This is a genomic window from Nonomuraea recticatena (genome assembly GCF_039533245.1).
In the GTDB taxonomy this organism is placed as follows: domain Bacteria; phylum Actinomycetota; class Actinomycetes; order Streptosporangiales; family Streptosporangiaceae; genus Nonomuraea; species Nonomuraea roseola.
The window spans coordinates 83,217-98,440 of the sequence record NZ_BAAATE010000030.1 but is presented as its reverse complement, the minus strand read 5'-3'; the positions used below and the strand labels follow the sequence as shown (position 1 = coordinate 98,440).

The following is a 15,224-nucleotide window of genomic DNA, read 5'->3' as shown; positions in this document are numbered from 1 at the left end:
GTGCGGGATGGTCAGTCGCGCTCGGCCCACGCGCCCGCCAGGCCGGCGACCGCCTGGTCGAGCAGTTAGGGGGAAGGGCGAAGCTCAGACGCAGGCGGTCGCGGTGGCGGCCGTCCGGGGAGACCGTCCACGCCGCCGCGCTCTTGACCAGCGCAGGAACGGTCGCAGCGGGGAACCGGCGGCCGGTCGGGCAACCTGACGTGTCCGGCGCTCAGCGCTCGGCGGCGAACCTCGCGATCCAGCGGCGTTGCCATGGCGTCTCGACGGCGCGGTGGTGATGGTGCTCGCGGGTCCAGGCGACGGCGTCGGCCGGGTCCACCCCTGACAGCACGGCCAGGCAGGCGATGACGGTGCCCGTCCTTCCGACGCCGCCACCGCAGGCGACCTCGACCGCCGCACCGGCCCTGGCCCGCTCGTGCAGCGCGCGGATGCGCAGGACCGCCACGTCATGGCTGCGCGGCAGCAGGAAGTCCGGCCACTCGATCCACTCGCACGGCCAGCGCAGATCCTCTTCGTGGCGGCGGCGGAGCCGCTCTGAGCCGAGGTAGAGGCCGAAGTCGGGCACGGGCCCCTCGGGCAGCGGACGGCGCAGCCCACGACCGCGAACCCAGAGGCCGTCCGGCAGCCGGATGGCGCCGACGAGCGAAGGCCCGCTCATGGCGCCACGCTCCCCAGCCGCCGCCTGGCGCGGTGGTTGGCGACGTTGAGGCGGTTGCCGCACAGGTCGCCGCAGTAGCGGCGGCGGCCGGGCCTGCTGGTGTCGACGAACACGCCGCGGCACCCGGGAGCGTCGCAGGGGCGGAAGCGCTCGTGACCGAGGGCCCTGACGACGCCGAGCAGCCCGATGCCGACGAGCGCCGCCAGCTCGTCGGCGAGCGACGCGCCCCGCGCGGTCGGGACGTACCACTGCCACCGGCCGTCGGGCTCACGCTGGAGGACCGGGCTGAGACCTGCGCGCATGGCCAGCACGGTCCCTCCCGCGACGGCGTGCTCCTCCGTGGCGGTCTCCAGGACGCCCCGGACCTCCCTCCGGAACAGATGGACCTCTCGGAGGTCGTCCTCGGTCGGCGGCCGGTCCGCGAGCGCGTCGAGCCGGAGATCGCGCTCGGCCAGGAAGCCCGCGAGCGCTTCCGGGTCGGGCAGGGCCTCGCCCATGGTGGAGCGCACGGTGGGCGAGGTGTTGACCAGGTCGCCGGCCACCCCCGCCCCCACCGTGTAGTCGCTGATGGAAATCCGCACGCCTCCCCCTCAGTCGGTAACCGATTAACCGCAACTATAACCCTTACATTGGCATTCTGTGTCGAGCCACTCATGGCTGGAGTGGCTGACGTGGCGGCCCGGCTGGTGCGGCGGCCCTAGCGTGCCGTCCGCCGTCCGCGCAGTAGGGTCCACCCCCCAGCCGTCGTGGGTGCCAGCTGGATTTCCGGTGGAGGGCGGCTCCAACAGACTCCTTCCATGACGATTGATCAGACCGTGCGGCCGGCCACCGGCAGCGACTACGCCAGGCTCCTCCAGCGCGTCACGGCCGCTGGACTGATGCGGCGCAGGCCCGGGTACTACGTGGCCAGGGCGGCCGTGGTCGGCGGCCTGTACGCCGGTGGGCTCGCCGCCTTTCTCGCGCTGGGCGACTCCTGGTGGCAGCTGCTGGTCGCGACTTTCTTCGCGGTCGTGTTCGCCCAGGTGGCGCTCATGGGGCACGACATCGCGCACCGTCAGATCTTCCGCACCGAGCGGCCGAGCAGGATCGCCGGGTGGTTCGCCGGCAACCTGCTCGTGGGCATGGGCTACGGGTGGTGGATGGACAAGCACACCCGCCACCACGCCAACCCCAACCACGAGGAGCTCGACCCCGATGTCGCCCCCGACGTCCTGATCTGGTCGACCGACCAGGCCAGGGCGAGCAGGGGTCTGCCGCGGTTCATCGGCCGGCGGCAGGCGGCGCTGTTCTACCCGCTGCTCCTGCTTGAAGGCCTCAACCTGCACCTCTCGGGCTTCCGGTCGCTGCGCGACCCGAGGACGAAGCACCGCCTGGTGGAGGGGACGCTGCTGAGCATCCACGTCGCCGGCTACCTCGCCGCGCTGTTCCTGGTGCTGTCGCCCGGCAAGGCGCTGGTCTTCTTCGCCGTCCACCAGGGCCTCTGGGGGCTGTACATGGGCTCGGTGTTCGCGCCTGGACACAAGGGCATGCCCACGCTGAAGCCGGGCGAGAAGCTCGACTTCCTGCGCAAGCAGGTCCTGACCACGCGCGGGGTGCGCGGCGGCTGGTTCGTCGACGCCGCCATGGGCGGGCTCAACTACCAGATCGAGCACCACCTGTTCCCGAACATGCCGACGCCGCACCTGCGCCACGCCCAGTCCGTCGTCCGCGCGCACTGCGCCGAGATCGACGTGCCCTACTACGAGACGGGGCTGATCGAGTCGTACCGGCAGATGCTCAGGCACCTGCACGCGGTGGGCGCGCCCCTCCGCGCCTGAACACGCGATCCCCGATGGACGCTGACCGCCCTCCGCCCGGTCCCCGGGGAGGAGGGCGGTCAGCGCAGCAGCTTGTCGAGGCGGATGGGCAGGTCGCGGATGCGGATGCCGGTGGCGTGGTGCACCGCGTTGGCGATGGCCGCCGCGGTGCCGACGATGCCGATCTCGCCGATGCCCTTGGTGCCCATCGGGTTGAGGTGCGGATCGTCCTCCTCGATCCAGACCGCCTCGATGTCGCGCACGTCCGCGCACGCCGCCACGTGGTACTGGGCGAGGTCGCGGTTGAGATAGTCGCCGAACTCCCTGTCCATGAGGCTCTCCTCGAACAACGCCGTCGACAGACCCATGGTCATACCGCCGATGAACTGTGAGCGCGCGGTCTTCGGGTTGACGATCCTTCCCGCGGCGAACACGCCGAGCAGCCGCAGGACCCTGGCCTCCCCCGTGTCGACGTCCACGCCGACCTCGGCGAACTGGGCGCCGAACGCGTGCCGGGAGAAGCGCTCCTGCGCGCCGACCTCCTCCTTGGTGTCGGCGGCGGCCTCCAGACCGGCCGAGGGCAGGTCGCCGCTCCTGGAGACCTGTTCCCGCAGCGCCTCACAGGCCCGTACGACGGCCGTGCCCCAGGAGGCGGTGCCCATCGACCCGCCCGCGAGAGTGGCGGGGGGCAGCGCGCTGTCGCCGATCTCCACCGTGACCCTGTCGGGTGAGGTGCGCAGGGCGTCGGCGGCGATCTGGGTGAGCACCGTGCGGGCGCCCGTGCCGATGTCCGTGGCGGCGATCCTGACGGTGTAGCGGCCGTCGGGCTCCAGCCGGGCGCTCGCCTGGGAGGGGCTGCGATAGGCCGGGTAGGTGGAGGCGGCCACCCCGGTCCCGATCAGGGTCCGTCCCACGAGCCGCGCGCCCGGCGTGGGATCACGGTCGGCCCAGCCGAACCTCCGCGCCCCCTCGCGCAGGCAGGCCACCAGGTTCCTGGAGCTGAACGGCTCGCCGCTCTCCGGATCGGCGTCGGGCTCGTTGCGTACGCGCAGCTCGACGGGGTCGATCCCGCAGGCGATCGCCAATTCATCCATGGCCGACTCCAGCGCGAACATGCCGGGGGCCTCTCCCGGCGCGCGCATCCAGCTCGGGGTGGGGACGTCGAGCTTGACCACCCTGTGGGTGGTTCTCCGGTTGGGGGCGGCGTACATGATCCGGGTGGGCGTGGTGGTCTGCTCGACGAACTCGCGGATGGTGGAGCACTGCGCGATCGCCTCGTGCACGATCGCGGTCAGCCGGCCGTCCACGTCGGCGCCGAGCCGTACGCGCTGGATCGTCGGGGTGCGGTAGCCGGTCACCGCGAACATCTGCTGGCGGGGTACGGCGAGCTTGACCGGGCGGGTGACGTGCTTGGCGGCCAGCGCCGCGAGCACCACGGGGGCGAGGGGCTGCCCCTTGGACCCGAACCCGCCTCCCACGTGGGAGGCGATGACCCTGACGTTCGCCGGCGGCATGGTGAACAGCGCCGCCAGGGTGGCGCGGACCGCCGACGCCCCCTGGGTGGAGTCGTACAAGGTCAGCCCGTCGGCGTCCCACCTGGCGACGGTGGCGTGCGGTTCCATCGGGTTGTTGTGCTCGGCGGGCGTGCTGTAGGTCGCGTCGACCCGGATCGGCGCCGCCTCCATGGCCGCGTCGGGATCGCCGTGCTCGCTGTCGGTGGGGTAACCGGCGTTGACCTTCTCCGGCCGGTACAGCCCCGGATGGTCGGCGCGCAGCTCGGTGTCGTGCGGTTCGCCGGCGTAGTCGACCGACAGCGACCTGGCCGCCTCCCCCGCCGCCTGCAGGGTCTCGGCCACCGCGACGGCGATGTACTGGCCCCGGTAGGCGACCCGCGCGGACTGCAGCACGGACAGCTCGGCGTTGTCGGCCGGCGCCAGCCTGGGCGCGTTGCGGTGCCAGATGATCGCGATCACGCCGGGGATGGTGAGCGCCGCCTGCACGTCTATCGCGCGCACCTCGCCGCGGGCTATGGACGCCTGCACGGGCACCGCGTAGGCCAGCTCGTCGGGAGAGTGCTCGTAGGCGTAGCGGGCGCGGCCCGTCACCTTCTCCATGCCCTCGACCCTGTCGAGCGCCGTGCCGACGTACGGCCTGGCCGTGGTGGTCATGACGCCAGCTCGCTGAGGACGCGGACGAGGACGTTTCGGACGAGCGGCACCTTGAAGGCGTTGTCCGGCAGCGGGCGGGCGCCGGCCAGCTCGAGGTCGGCCGCTCTGGTGAACTCCTCGGCGGTGGCGGGCGCGCCGCGCAGCGCCGACTCGGCCAGCGTGGCCCGCCATGGCACGTGGGCGACCCCGCCCAGCGCGATGCGGCAGTCGCGGACGACCCCGTCGGCCTCGTCGAGCGCCACCGCGACCGACACCACCGCGAACGCGAACGACGCCCGGTCGCGCACCTTGCGGTAGCGCGAACGGGAGGCGTACGGCAACGCGGGCAGCTCGACCGCGGTGATCAGGTCACCGGGTTCCAGCACGGTGTCGCGCTCGGGCTCGTCGCCCGGCAGCCGGTGCAGCCCCGGCATCGGCACGGTACGCGCCCCTTGGACGCCCTCGACATGCACGCTGGCGCCGAGCGCGGCCAGGGCGACGGCCATGTCCGAAGGATGGGTGGCCACGCAGCTGCTGGAGTGCCCGATGATCGCCAGGTTGCGGTGGTCGCCCTCGCGGGCGGGGCAGCCCGAGCCTGGCCGGTGCTTGTTGCACGGCTTGGCGATGTCCTGGAAGTAGGAGCAGCGGGTGCGCTGCAGGAGGTTGCCGCCGACGGTGGCCATGTTGCGGATCTGGCCGGAGGCGCCCGCCAGCACCGCCTGCGCGAGCATCGGGTAGCGGCGGCGCACCACGGGATGGGCGGCGAGGTCGCTGTTGCGCGCCGCCGCGCCGATCAGCAGGCCGCCGCCTGAGCTCTCCTCGATGGCCTCCGACGTGGCTCGGGTCACGTCCACCAGCACGGCGGGCGTGGCCACGCCCAGCCGCATCAGATCCACCAGGTTCGTGCCGCCGCCGAGGTACATGGCCTCGGACTGCCTGCTCAGCGCGGCGACCGCCGACCGCGCGTCGGCCGCCCGCTGGTAGTCGAAGGGTTTCACCGTGCCACCTCTCCTATCGCGGCGACGATGTTGACGTAGGCGCCGCAGCGGCACAGGTTCCCGCTCATCCGCTCGCGGATCTCCTCCTCGTCGAGGACGGGCTCGGCGCGCACGTCCTCCGTGACCACGCTCGGCCAGCCCGCGGCGGCCTCGGCCAGCATGCCGACCGCCGAGCACAGCTGCCCCGGCGTGCAGTAGCCGCACTGGAGGGCGTCGTGCGCGATGAAGGCGGCCTGGAGCGGATGCGGCGTGTCCCCGTCGGCCAGCCCCTCGACCGTGGTGATCTCCCGATCGTCCAGGGTCACCGTGAGCGTCAGGCACGACTTGACGCGCCTGCCGTCCACCAGCACCGTGCACGCCCCACACTGACCGTGGTCGCAGCCCTTCTTCGCGCCGGTCAGGTCGAGGCGTTCCCTGAGCGTGTCGAGCAACGTCTCGCGGGTGTCCACGACCACCGGGTACTCGTCGCCGTTGATCGACAGCAGCATGTCCGTCATGACCGGAACGTCGGGCCCTGAAACAATCACGGGCGCTTCCTACCCGCCCGTTCTCGCCGCGCATCCCGACTCGCCGACGATTTCCACGGAGCGGACCCATTCATGGCCCGCAGGTGAGACAACGCCCCTGGCGAAGCGATCTCAGGGGAGGACGGCGAACTCAGACGTAGTAGCCCTCGACCGGCACGCGGGCCTCCTCGAACAGGGCGGGCCCCTCGAGCCGCGCCCCCGCGACGGCGGCGGGCGGCTTGAGCGTGCCGAGCTGCTCGGTCGACAGCGCGAAGACCACCCTTCCCAGCCCCGACCGCTCGATGGCGCCCGCGCACATGCCGCAGGGCTGGCAGCTGGTGTACATCGTGGTGCGGGCCGCGCTCTCGGCGGCCAGTTCGCGCCCCGCCCATCGGGCCAGTTTCAGCTCCGGGTGCGCGGTGATGTCGGCGTCGGAGAGGCTGCTGTTGCGCTCCTCGAGGAGCACCTCGCCGTCCGCGCCGACCAGGAGCGAGCCGAACGGCGGGTCGCCGCCCTCGCGCGCCTCGGCCGCGAGCTCGATGGCCCTGCGCAGGAAGAGTTCGTCGGCGTTCGTCATGGTCGCTCCGTTGATCGGGGTCGGTGGGCGGCGAGCGCGGCGAGGGCCTGCCAGGCCGTCTCGGGGCGGCAGGTCTCACGCGGGTCGCCGTTGAAGGGGTCGAGCACGACGGTGTCGGCGCCGAGGCGACTCAGTTCGTCGAGGTCGTCGAGGATCTGGTCGATCGTGCCCTCTCCTGCGAGCCTGTCCGCTCCGGTGACCGGCTTCTCGGTGAGCCTCAGGGCGATGCGCGGGACCATGCCGGGGCTGGGCCGTCCCTGCTCGTCGGCGAGGTCCCGCAGCCGCGGGGCCGCCTCGCGCAGCCAGCCGAGGGTGTTGCGCAGGGGGTGCCATGGCTCACCCAGGCGTATCGCCCTGCGCATGCCCTGGTCGCTGTTGCCGCCGATCCAGATCGGGATCCGGCCGGGGCCGTAGTCCTCCTCGTCGGCCCATGCCGTACGCAGGGTCCGCACGTACTCGTCGGTCAGCGCGCCGCGCCGGTGGAAGTCGACGCCGAGCGCCTCGAACTCCTGCCGCGCCCACCCGATGCCGACGCCCAGGACCAGCCGCCCGCCACTGAGCTGGTTGAGGTTGGCCGCCATGCGGGCGACCAGCAGCGGGTGACGGTAGGGCATGATCAGCACGGTGGTGCCGAGCCGGATCCTGGGCACCACACCGGCCAGCCAGGACAGCGTGGTGAAGGGCTCGTAGAAGGGCGCCGGGTACTGCTCGGCCACGTCGGGCGTCACCACGAGATGGTCGGACAGCAGCAGCAGGTCGTAGCCGAGCCCCTCCACGTTCTGCGCCCATCGGCGCAGCACGGCGGGGTCGGTCCCTGGCCCGAAGTTAGGTACGTTCACTCCCAGAAGCACCCGACCAGGCTATTGCCGACGTCCGGGGCGCCGGAAGTGCGAGCTACCGGTACATGGCGGCTCCTGCCGGGAATCTGCCGGTAATCTGGCGCGATGGCCGAGAGTCTCGATAGCACCGACTGGTCGATCCTCGCCGAGCTCCAGCGCGACGGCCGCCTTCCGCTCACCGAACTGGGCCGGCGGGTCAACCTCAGCTCCTCGGCCGCGACGGAGCGGGTCAGACGGCTGGAGGCCGAAGGCGTCATCACCGGTTACCGGGCCGAGGTGGACCTGACGAAGGCGGGCTTCGCCGTCCTGGCGGTGGTGCGGCTGAAGTACCCCGGCAGCCGTCACGAGCCGCTGCACCGGCTCCTCGAGGAGCGCTCAGAGATCCTGGAGTGCCTGCGCGTCACCGGCGAGGACTGCTACACGCTCAAGATCGCCGCCACCACCATGAGACATCTGGAGCGGCTCGTGGACGAGCTGGCGCAGTTCGGCAGCACCACCACCAGCATCGTCTACAACCAGACCCTGCCCTACCGAGGCCCCCAGCGGGTCACCCCCGCGTGACCGGGTCACGCGTTCCGCGACGGCGAACCGGGTCCTGGCTCGGTGCGCCCGGCCCCAGGCCTACCGCCTTCAGCCCTCGGGCTCAAGCGGTTCCTGTCCGACGCGCCGTGAGCGTGGCGCCGGGCGGCACCCGCCGGGTGAGCCCGCAGGCCGTCCAGGTGTAGGTGAGGTGCTCCGACAGGTTGGTGAGCGTGGTCGTGCCGCCCTCGTGGCGGACCGCCACGCTCCCGCCGCCGACCGGGATGCCTGAGACGGCCAGCCAGTCGACGCCGGCGGGCAGTGAGGGCTCCGTGGCGATCGCGCCGCCGTGCGGCCGCACCCCCAGCAGGCCCTCGACCACCTGGCTGACCAGCGTGAACGACACCTCCGGATAGTCGCCGTTGCGCCCGCCCGCCACGTGCTCGCCTTCGCGGGAGGCGTAGATCTCCCTCATCCACCGCCAAGCCGCCTCCGGTCTGCCGTGCCGGAAGAACGTGTCGGGCAGGTACGTCCACGCCTCCACGTTGTGCGGCCTGCCGGGACCGCCGGCCTGGGCGTCGATGTGGTCCAGCAGGTCGTCGTCGGCGGTGAGCCGCTTCAGCGCGGGGAACCAGCTGCTCTCCATGCCCCAGCCCGTGACCGGCGTGCCGTCCCTGGTGAAGCCGCGCACGCCCTTCCACTCGGAGGCGTAGTGCCGGCGCAGGTCGAGAGCTCGCCGCTCGTAGTCGTCGCCGTCCAGGCCGCGCGCCCTGCACAGCTCGGCCATCGCCAGGAAGGCGGCGTACCGCGCGGCGACGCCGTCACCTGCCACCGCCAGCGGCTCGCCGTCCTGCTCGTTGTAGGTGGCGGTGCCGTCGAAGATGCCCTCCCCCATGGCGGTCGGGGGCAGCTCGACCGCCCGCCGGTAGTAGTCCCACAGCACGGGGTCGTCGACGTAGGCGCGGTCGCCGGTCCACCGGTAGGCCACGGCGCCGGCCTCCACCAGCTCGTACACCGCGGGCGCCTCCCTGACGAACGCGCCGGGACCGCGGTAGTCGATCGCGAGGTAGGAGCCGTCGAAGTTGAACGCCCACACGGGGCGGTGGCCGTGTTCCTCGGTGGCGGAGGCGGCGAAGCAGCGCAGCATCGTCAGGTTGGCCTCGTCGAGGCCGAGCAGGTGGGCGCCGGGGAGCTGGTGGACGAAGTCGCGCAGGTAGAAGCCGCTGCGGTGGGCGTACCCCGCCCAGTACGAGGGCAGGTAGACGCCCTCGCCCGTGCCGGACGGCTGCCGCTCGTCGACGTCGAGCGGGCCGCGCGAGCCCGCCGGATGCGCCCAGCGCAGCGCCCTGTCGCACGCCCACTCGAACATCGCCACCAGCTCCTCGTTGGAGGAGTCGATACGCATGAGAACCTTCCGATCAGGGGCCGAGGCTCGGGCGGACCACCAGCTCGCCTGGGAGCAGGAGGCCGGCCTGGGGGGTGACGCCGTCCTCGACGATCCGCAGCAGCCGGCTGACCAGCGCCTCGGCGATACGGCGGAGCGGCAGCCGTACGGTGGTCAGGGCGGGTTGCAGGAACGCGGTGACGGGAAGGTCGTCGAAGGCGACCAGGGCCAGGTCGGCGCCGATCTCCACGCCCTCGGCCCTGGCGGCGGCGTAGACGCCGAGGGCGAGCCAGTCGCCCCCGGCCACGATCGCGGTCGGGCGGGCGCGGCCCGCGAGCAGCTCACGGGTGGCCGCGACGATCTCGCCCGGGTCGTCGCCCGGCACGGAGAACTCCTGCCCCGCCATGCCGTGGCGGCGCACCCCCGCGAGGAACCCGTCGCGCCGGTCGTCCATCCACGGCTGCCCGGAGGAGGAGCCGAGGAAGGCCACCTTGCGGTGCCCTCTGGCCGCCAGCAGGCCTACCAGCTCGATCACCGCCTGGACGCTGTCGACGTCCACCCACGACTGCGGGTGCCCTGGCTCCGTGCGGCCGAAGGCGGCGAAGGGGAAGCCCTCCGCGGCCAGATGGGCCACACGGGGGTCGTCGCGCAGTATGTCGGACAGCAGGAAGCCGTCCACCGTGCGCCCGGCGATCAGCTCGTCGAGCGCCTGCTCCTGGCTCTGCCCAGGGCGCGGCCTCACCAGCAGGATCCGGTAGCCTGCCTCGCCGGCCGCGGACACGACCGCCTCGAGGAAGCCGCCCATCAGCGGGTTGGGGTTGGCCGGATCGTCCACCGGCGTCGGGTAGGCGATGATCCGCCTGGTGCCGGACTTCAGGGCGCGCGCCGACTGGTCGGGCCGGTAGCCGAGCTCCTCGATCAGCGCCGTCACCCGCTCCAGCGTCTCGGCCCTCAGCCGGTGCGGGGCGTTGAGCGCGTTGGAGATCGTCTGACGTGACACGCCGGCCGCGCGCGCGACGTCCTCGATGGTGACCCCGCGCTCGCGTGGCCGACGTGTCGTCACCTAGTCTCTCCTCAGCTTGAGCAGGCCGCCCATGGGCACCTCGACCAGGCACGCTCCCGCCTCGAACCGCAACCTGTCGGCCCTGACGAGCGACCCTCCGCAGTCGAAGACCTCGGCTCGCGCCTCGCCCTCGCCGTAGAGGACCACGCGGGGGTCGGGGTCGGCGTTGGCGACGAGCACCTCGCCCGTGCCCGGAACGTCCACGGCGAAGGGAGCGTAACGGGCGATGATCGTGGTCTCCCCATCGTAGGCCCGCACGAGCGGGTAGCCGTGCTCAGGCTGGGCCGGCTCCAGCACGCCCAGCTGCAGCGCGTCGAGGTGGCGGCGGAAGACCCCCAGCCAGAACCCGACGGCGGCGAGCTGGTCGGGCCGCTGCGCCGCCAGGTCGACCGACAGCTGCGGCACCGAGAACAGCGCGTTGATCAGGTGCACCGCCACCTGCTCGGCGGGCTCGTCCGGGTGCCAGAGGATCATGTCCGAGTGCACGGCGACCGGGCCGGCGGTCAGCCGCAGGTCGATCGTGCGCTGCCGGTTCTCCTGCGGGCTGAGCGGGCAGTCGGTCGCCCGCACCATGTTCGCGTACGGCCACAGCCCGGGGCTCGTGTACGGCTGGCGGTGCTCGATCAGCACCTGCGGCCTGGTACGGCGCAGCCGCGCGTCGAGGTCGTGCAGCAGCCGCCGCACCCCCTCGTCGACCTCCGCGCAGTCGGCGCCGTCGGCGGGCGCCGGATCGCCGCCGGGTGTGGCGAACCGGTCCACGAAGTCGATCTTCAAACCGTCCATGCCCCACAGCTCGACCGCCTGGGCGAGCCTGCCGACGAGGAACGCGCGCACCTCGGGGTGGCGAGGGTCGAGCACCGCCGCGTCCATGTGGTCGAGGTAGCGCAGGAACCTGCCCTCGAAGCGCTCGAAGGCCGCGTTGTGCTTGCCGACGAACGGCAGCGCGTACCACAGCATGTAGGCCATGCCGTCGCTCTGGACCCTGCGCACGTGGCTCGCGATGTCGGGGAAAGCCTCCTTGTTGGGCTCCCAGTCGCCGCAGAAGGCGTAGCCGCGGGCCCGGTCGGCGGTCTGCCAGCCGTCGTCCACGATGATCGTCTCGCACCCGAGCCGCTTCGACAGCCTCGCCTGCAGCTCCACCGCCTCCTCGGTGAGCTCCTGGTGCATGCTGTACCAGGTGGAGTAGACCGGCAGCCTGGCCTGACGCGGCGTCGGCGGCAGGTGGCGGCCCTGCTGCCACCACTCCGCCACGCCGGCCAGGGCCGCGGAGTACAGCCGGTCCGACAGGTCGATCCTGACGCGCAGCCCGTCGCCCTGCAGGGTGAAGACGAACTCGCCGGTCTCCTCGATCAGTCCTCCGGTGAAGCTCACCGGCGCCACCGACTCCGCCAGCGCCGCCGTGCACACGTTGGCGCCCGCCGTACCGACCAGGCTCACCACGGGCGCGCCGACGGTCAACCTGGCCGACATCGGCGCGTTCCAGATCGGCGGCACCCAGCGGGTGCCGCTGCCCGGCGTCCAGAAGGCGACGGTGTTCACGCACGGCACCTTCCACTGCACCCCCGTCGCCTCGGGGGCGTCGATCAGCCAGACGCCCTCGGCGACCGGCGTCACCGTGACGTCGGTGGTCCCCGCGACCGCCACCTCGACCCCGCCCGCGTGGACCACGGTCGTCTCGCCGAGCGCGTGCGGCTCCCAGATCTGCATGTCTATCCCTTCGTGGCACCGGCCAGCAGGCCGGAGATGAACTGTCGCTGGAGAACGAGGAAGAGGATCATCATGGGCAGCGAGGAGATCGCCGTGCCCACCATGACCTGGCCGAAGTCGGTCCTGGCCAGCCCCTGCAAGGTGGCCAGCGCGACCGGCAGGGTGTACATCTCGGGCGTGCGCAGCGCGATCAACGGCCACAGGAAGTCGTTCCACGCGCCGAGGAAGAGGAAGACCGCCAGCGCCGCCAGCACGGGCCGCATCACCGGGACCACCACCCGCCACAGCACCCGCAGCTCACCCGCGCCGTCCACCCGCGCCGCGTCCAGCAGCTCGTCGGGTATGGCCAGCAGCGACTGCCGCATCAGGAAGATGCCGAACGGCACCGACAGGCTCGGCAGGATCAGCGCCGGATAGCTGTCGATCAGCCCGAGGTCGTTCATCATCTCGAAGATCGGGATGATGGTCACGCCGCCGGGGATGACGAGCGTCGACAGCAGCAGCACGAAGAGCAGGTCGCGGCCCTTGAAGGAGAACTTGGCGAAGGCGTAGCCCGCCAGCAGCGACACCACGATCGCCCCCGCGGTCTGCACGACAGCGACGTACAGCGTGTTCCCCAGCACCCGCACGAGACCGATCGACTCCTCCAGCTGGGCCGTGTTCGCGGCCAGCTGGTCGCCGGGGTAGAACTTCGGCGGCCAGGAGAAGATGTCGGCCGTGCTGTGCGTGGCGGCCATGGCCAGCCAGTAGAACGGGCCCACGCACAGCCCGAACACCACGGCCAGCGTGAAAGTGAGCGTCCAGCCCTTCATTTCTTCTGCAACCTCATCTGTGCGATGCCGAACACGGCCACGATCAACGTCAGGGCGTAGGCGATCGCCGCCGCGTAACCGAAGTCGAAGTAGCGGAAGCCGTTCTGGTACAGGTAGAGCGAGATCGTCAGCGTGGAGTTGTCAGGGCCGCCGCCGGTCAGCACGAACGGCTCGTCGAACAGCTGCAGCGTCCCGATCGTCGACAGCACCACCGTCAGCGCCAGGATCGGCCGCAGCTGGGGCACCGTGATCGACCAGAACCTGCGGGCCGCGCCCGCGCCGTCCACCATGGCCGCCTCGTAGAGTTCCTTGGGGATGCTCTGGAGGCCTGCCAGGTAGATGACCGCGTTGTAGCCGGTGTAGTGCCAGGTCAGCGCGATGACGATGGAGATGCGGGCCCAGAACGGGCTGCCCAGCCAGTCGATCGGCGTCACGCCGAAGAGACCGAGCAGCCAGTTGAGCAGGCCGGCGTCCTTGCGCAGGATCACCGAGAACATCACGCCGTAGGCGACCAGGCCCGTCAGGCTCGGCATGAACACCCCGAGCCGCCACAGGCCGCGCAGCCGTACGAGGGGGGAGTTGAGCCCGAGCGACAGCAGCAGCGCGAACAGCAGCATGATCGGCACCTGGACGACCAGGATCAGTCCGGTGTTCCAGAGGGAGGTCCAGAACAACGGGTCGTTCACCAGCCGGACGTAGTTGTCGAGCCCGACGAAGCTGCGGGCCCCGCCCGCGCCGGTGGTCAGGCTGATGTACATCGCGGCGATGATCGGATAGGCCTTGAAGACCAGGAAGCCGAGCAGCGCGGGCATGATCAGCAGGTAGGGGATGTTCCGCCTGGTCACGTACGACCGCCTGGTCCGTGCCCGCTCCCGCGGCCTGGACAGCGTGAGCGTCATCCGGCCAGCTTCCTGTTCGTCTGCTGGGCCAGCAGCGTGGCGGCCTCGGTCAGCGCGGCGGCCGGGTCGGCGCCCTTGAGCAGCACCTTCGTCTGCGCGTCACTGGCGATCTTCAGCGCCCTCGCGTAGTCGCCCGAGTAGTAGGTCGCGTCGGCGCCCTCGGTGAGCGCGTCGACGAACGGCTTGAGCGCGGGCTGGTCACCGTAGTACGTCTGGGGCTCGGTGTACCGCGGGTCGGAGTAGGCCGCGGTCAGCGCGGGGAAGACGCCGCCCTCCTTGAACACCTTGTTGATCACTTCGGGCTTGGTCAACGCGTACTCGACGAACGTGTACGCCTCCTTCTGGTGCGGGCTGGTGCCCGACACCGCCAGGTGCGTGGAGTTGACGATCGCGGTGCGCTTGCCGCCGGGCGTCACGGCGGGCGGCTGCATCACGCGCCACAGGCCCTTCTGCTCCGGGCGCATGTCGGGGATGTAGCTGACCGCCCACGCCGCCCACGGCAGCACGGCCAGCTTGCCGCCGCTGATGAGCTGCTTGGCCGTGCCCTCGCCGGAGGTGTCGGCGACGATGCCCGCGTCGTTCATCTTCTTGAGCAGCGTCATGGCCTGGACGGCGGGCGCCGAGTTCAGGGTCACCTCGCCCTGCCCGTTGAAGTAGAACGCGCCCTGCTGCTGGAGCAGCGACTGGTAGAAGTCCATGTCGACGCTGCCCGCCGCGGACTTGTTCAGGCCGATGAGGAAGGCGCCGGTCTTCTCCTTGAGCTTCTTGCCCGCCTCGATCGCCTCGTCCCAGGTGGTGATCTTCTCCACCTCGACGCCCGCCTTGTCGAACAGGTCCTTGCGGTAGAAGAAGCCGACCGGGTTGACCTCCCACGGCATCGCGTAGACGCCGCCGTCCTTGCCCGTCACGGTCGGCCACAGGCCCTTGGCGAAGGCGTCCTTGTGTGAGTCGGCGCCGAGCTTCCGCAGGTCGGCCAGGCCGCCGGGGAACTTGTCCATGTAGCCGGGCAGGTAGTCGATGCCGATGTGCAGCACGTCGCCCAGGCCCTTGCCGCCCGCGGCCATGCCGATGGTGATCTTGTCCCAGATGGCGGGGTTGCCGACGGCCTGGACGGTGACCTTGATGTTCGGGTTGGCCTTCTCGAAGTCCTTGGCGACGGCGGCCAGCCCGTCGGAGGCGGGCTTCCACGACCAGACAGTGATCTTGACGGGGCCTGCCTGCCCGGCTTCCTCGGTGGTGCCGCAGGCCGCGGCGAGAGCACCGGTGAGGAGGACGGCGAGGGCCGCGCGACGGTCGATCATTTCGTTCCTTTCGGGGGG

Annotated in this window: 15 protein-coding genes; 2 read left to right on the top strand and 13 right to left on the bottom strand. The window is 71.5% G+C overall.

Going from position 1 to position 15,224, the window contains the following annotated elements; translation table 11 throughout:
- Positions 1–211: 211 nt before the first annotated feature.
- The gene (locus ABFX50_RS39065) at positions 212–658 is read right to left on the bottom strand and encodes a phosphatase domain-containing protein (RefSeq protein ID WP_346153841.1); all 447 of its coding nucleotides are present in this window, start codon (positions 656–658) and stop codon (positions 212–214) included.
- The gene (locus ABFX50_RS39060) at positions 655–1,239 is read right to left on the bottom strand and encodes a CGNR zinc finger domain-containing protein (RefSeq protein WP_346153840.1); all 585 of its coding nucleotides are present in this window, start codon (positions 1,237–1,239) and stop codon (positions 655–657) included. Before ABFX50_RS39060 ends, ABFX50_RS39065 begins: the two co-directional genes overlap by 4 nt.
- Positions 1,240–1,455: 216 nt before the next feature.
- On the opposite strand from ABFX50_RS39060, the gene ABFX50_RS39055 reads away from it, so the two are divergent.
- Positions 1,456–2,475 carry a fatty acid desaturase family protein gene (locus ABFX50_RS39055; RefSeq protein ID WP_346153838.1) on the top strand — a complete coding sequence of 340 codons (1,020 nt, stop codon included), beginning with the start codon at positions 1,456–1,458 and terminating at the stop codon, positions 2,473–2,475.
- A gap of 59 nt (positions 2,476–2,534) precedes the next feature.
- Here ABFX50_RS39055 and ABFX50_RS39050 read toward each other — a convergent pair whose 3' ends face one another.
- From ABFX50_RS39050 to ABFX50_RS39030, 5 genes are all read right to left on the bottom strand, one after another.
- On the bottom strand, positions 2,535–4,622 hold the full coding sequence (locus ABFX50_RS39050; protein ID WP_346153837.1) for a xanthine dehydrogenase family protein molybdopterin-binding subunit: 2,088 nt from the start codon (positions 4,620–4,622) through the stop codon (positions 2,535–2,537).
- The gene (locus ABFX50_RS39045) at positions 4,619–5,599 is read right to left on the bottom strand and encodes an FAD binding domain-containing protein (protein WP_346153835.1); all 981 of its coding nucleotides are present in this window, start codon (positions 5,597–5,599) and stop codon (positions 4,619–4,621) included. The genes ABFX50_RS39050 and ABFX50_RS39045 overlap by 4 nt, the downstream gene beginning before the upstream one ends.
- Positions 5,596–6,096 (bottom strand): (2Fe-2S)-binding protein, encoded by a 501-nt coding sequence (locus ABFX50_RS39040; protein ID WP_346153832.1) that lies wholly within the window; start codon positions 6,094–6,096, stop codon positions 5,596–5,598. The genes ABFX50_RS39045 and ABFX50_RS39040 overlap by 4 nt, the downstream gene beginning before the upstream one ends.
- A 160-nt stretch (positions 6,097–6,256) precedes the next feature.
- Entirely contained in the window at positions 6,257–6,682 is a 426-nt protein-coding gene (locus ABFX50_RS39035; RefSeq protein ID WP_346153831.1) for a nucleoside deaminase, read from the bottom strand.
- Positions 6,679–7,533, bottom strand: a complete 855-nt coding sequence (locus ABFX50_RS39030) for an LLM class flavin-dependent oxidoreductase (protein ID WP_346153829.1) — start codon at positions 7,531–7,533, stop codon at positions 6,679–6,681. The genes ABFX50_RS39035 and ABFX50_RS39030 overlap by 4 nt, the downstream gene beginning before the upstream one ends.
- A gap of 93 nt (positions 7,534–7,626) precedes the next feature.
- Between ABFX50_RS39030 and ABFX50_RS39025 the strand changes: the two genes are divergently transcribed.
- Positions 7,627–8,082: an Lrp/AsnC family transcriptional regulator gene (locus ABFX50_RS39025; RefSeq protein WP_183644619.1), complete on the top strand. Its 456-nt coding sequence runs from the start codon at positions 7,627–7,629 to the stop codon at positions 8,080–8,082.
- An 82-nt stretch (positions 8,083–8,164) separates the two neighbouring features.
- Here the strand turns inward: ABFX50_RS39025 and ABFX50_RS39020 are convergent, their stop codons facing one another.
- The 6 genes from ABFX50_RS39020 to ABFX50_RS38995 are packed head-to-tail and all read right to left on the bottom strand — an operon-like array spanning position 8,165 to position 15,206.
- Positions 8,165–9,445: a hypothetical protein gene (locus tag ABFX50_RS39020; RefSeq protein WP_346153827.1), complete on the bottom strand. Its 1,281-nt coding sequence runs from the start codon at positions 9,443–9,445 to the stop codon at positions 8,165–8,167.
- 13 nt (positions 9,446–9,458) lie between these two features.
- Positions 9,459–10,487, bottom strand: coding sequence for a LacI family DNA-binding transcriptional regulator (locus ABFX50_RS39015; protein ID WP_344835352.1), 1,029 nt, complete (start codon positions 10,485–10,487; stop codon positions 9,459–9,461).
- Positions 10,488–12,194, bottom strand: coding sequence for a glycoside hydrolase family 36 protein (locus tag ABFX50_RS39010; RefSeq protein WP_346153825.1), 1,707 nt, complete (start codon positions 12,192–12,194; stop codon positions 10,488–10,490).
- 2 nt (positions 12,195–12,196) lie between these two features.
- A complete protein-coding gene (locus ABFX50_RS39005) occupies positions 12,197–13,006 on the bottom strand; it encodes a carbohydrate ABC transporter permease (RefSeq protein WP_346153823.1) in 810 nt (269 codons plus the stop codon).
- The gene (locus ABFX50_RS39000) at positions 13,003–13,905 is read right to left on the bottom strand and encodes a carbohydrate ABC transporter permease (protein ID WP_346153821.1); all 903 of its coding nucleotides are present in this window, start codon (positions 13,903–13,905) and stop codon (positions 13,003–13,005) included. The genes ABFX50_RS39005 and ABFX50_RS39000 overlap by 4 nt, the downstream gene beginning before the upstream one ends.
- On the bottom strand, positions 13,902–15,206 hold the full coding sequence (locus ABFX50_RS38995) for an ABC transporter substrate-binding protein (RefSeq protein ID WP_346153819.1): 1,305 nt from the start codon (positions 15,204–15,206) through the stop codon (positions 13,902–13,904). The genes ABFX50_RS39000 and ABFX50_RS38995 overlap by 4 nt, the downstream gene beginning before the upstream one ends.
- Between the last annotated feature and the right edge of the window lie 18 nt (positions 15,207–15,224).

Excerpts from the sequence above, each read along its gene's own strand:
- ABFX50_RS39040 (WP_346153832.1), bottom strand. The coding sequence starts at position 6,096 with ATGACGGACATGCTGCTGTCGATCAACGGCGACGAGTACCCGGTGGTC.
- ABFX50_RS39050 (WP_346153837.1), bottom strand. The coding sequence starts at position 4,622 with ATGACCACCACGGCCAGGCCGTACGTCGGCACGGCGCTCGACAGGGTC.
- ABFX50_RS39065 (WP_346153841.1), bottom strand. The coding sequence starts at position 658 with ATGAGCGGGCCTTCGCTCGTCGGCGCCATCCGGCTGCCGGACGGCCTC.
- ABFX50_RS39005 (WP_346153823.1), bottom strand. The coding sequence starts at position 13,006 with ATGAAGGGCTGGACGCTCACTTTCACGCTGGCCGTGGTGTTCGGGCTG.
- ABFX50_RS39020 (WP_346153827.1), bottom strand. The coding sequence starts at position 9,445 with ATGCGTATCGACTCCTCCAACGAGGAGCTGGTGGCGATGTTCGAGTGG.
- ABFX50_RS39000 (WP_346153821.1), bottom strand. The coding sequence starts at position 13,905 with ATGACGCTCACGCTGTCCAGGCCGCGGGAGCGGGCACGGACCAGGCGG.
- ABFX50_RS38995 (WP_346153819.1), bottom strand. The coding sequence starts at position 15,206 with ATGATCGACCGTCGCGCGGCCCTCGCCGTCCTCCTCACCGGTGCTCTC.
- ABFX50_RS39055 (WP_346153838.1), top strand. The coding sequence starts at position 1,456 with ATGACGATTGATCAGACCGTGCGGCCGGCCACCGGCAGCGACTACGCC.
- ABFX50_RS39025 (WP_183644619.1), top strand. The coding sequence starts at position 7,627 with ATGGCCGAGAGTCTCGATAGCACCGACTGGTCGATCCTCGCCGAGCTC.
- ABFX50_RS39010 (WP_346153825.1), bottom strand. The coding sequence starts at position 12,194 with ATGCAGATCTGGGAGCCGCACGCGCTCGGCGAGACGACCGTGGTCCAC.
- ABFX50_RS39035 (WP_346153831.1), bottom strand. The coding sequence starts at position 6,682 with ATGACGAACGCCGACGAACTCTTCCTGCGCAGGGCCATCGAGCTCGCG.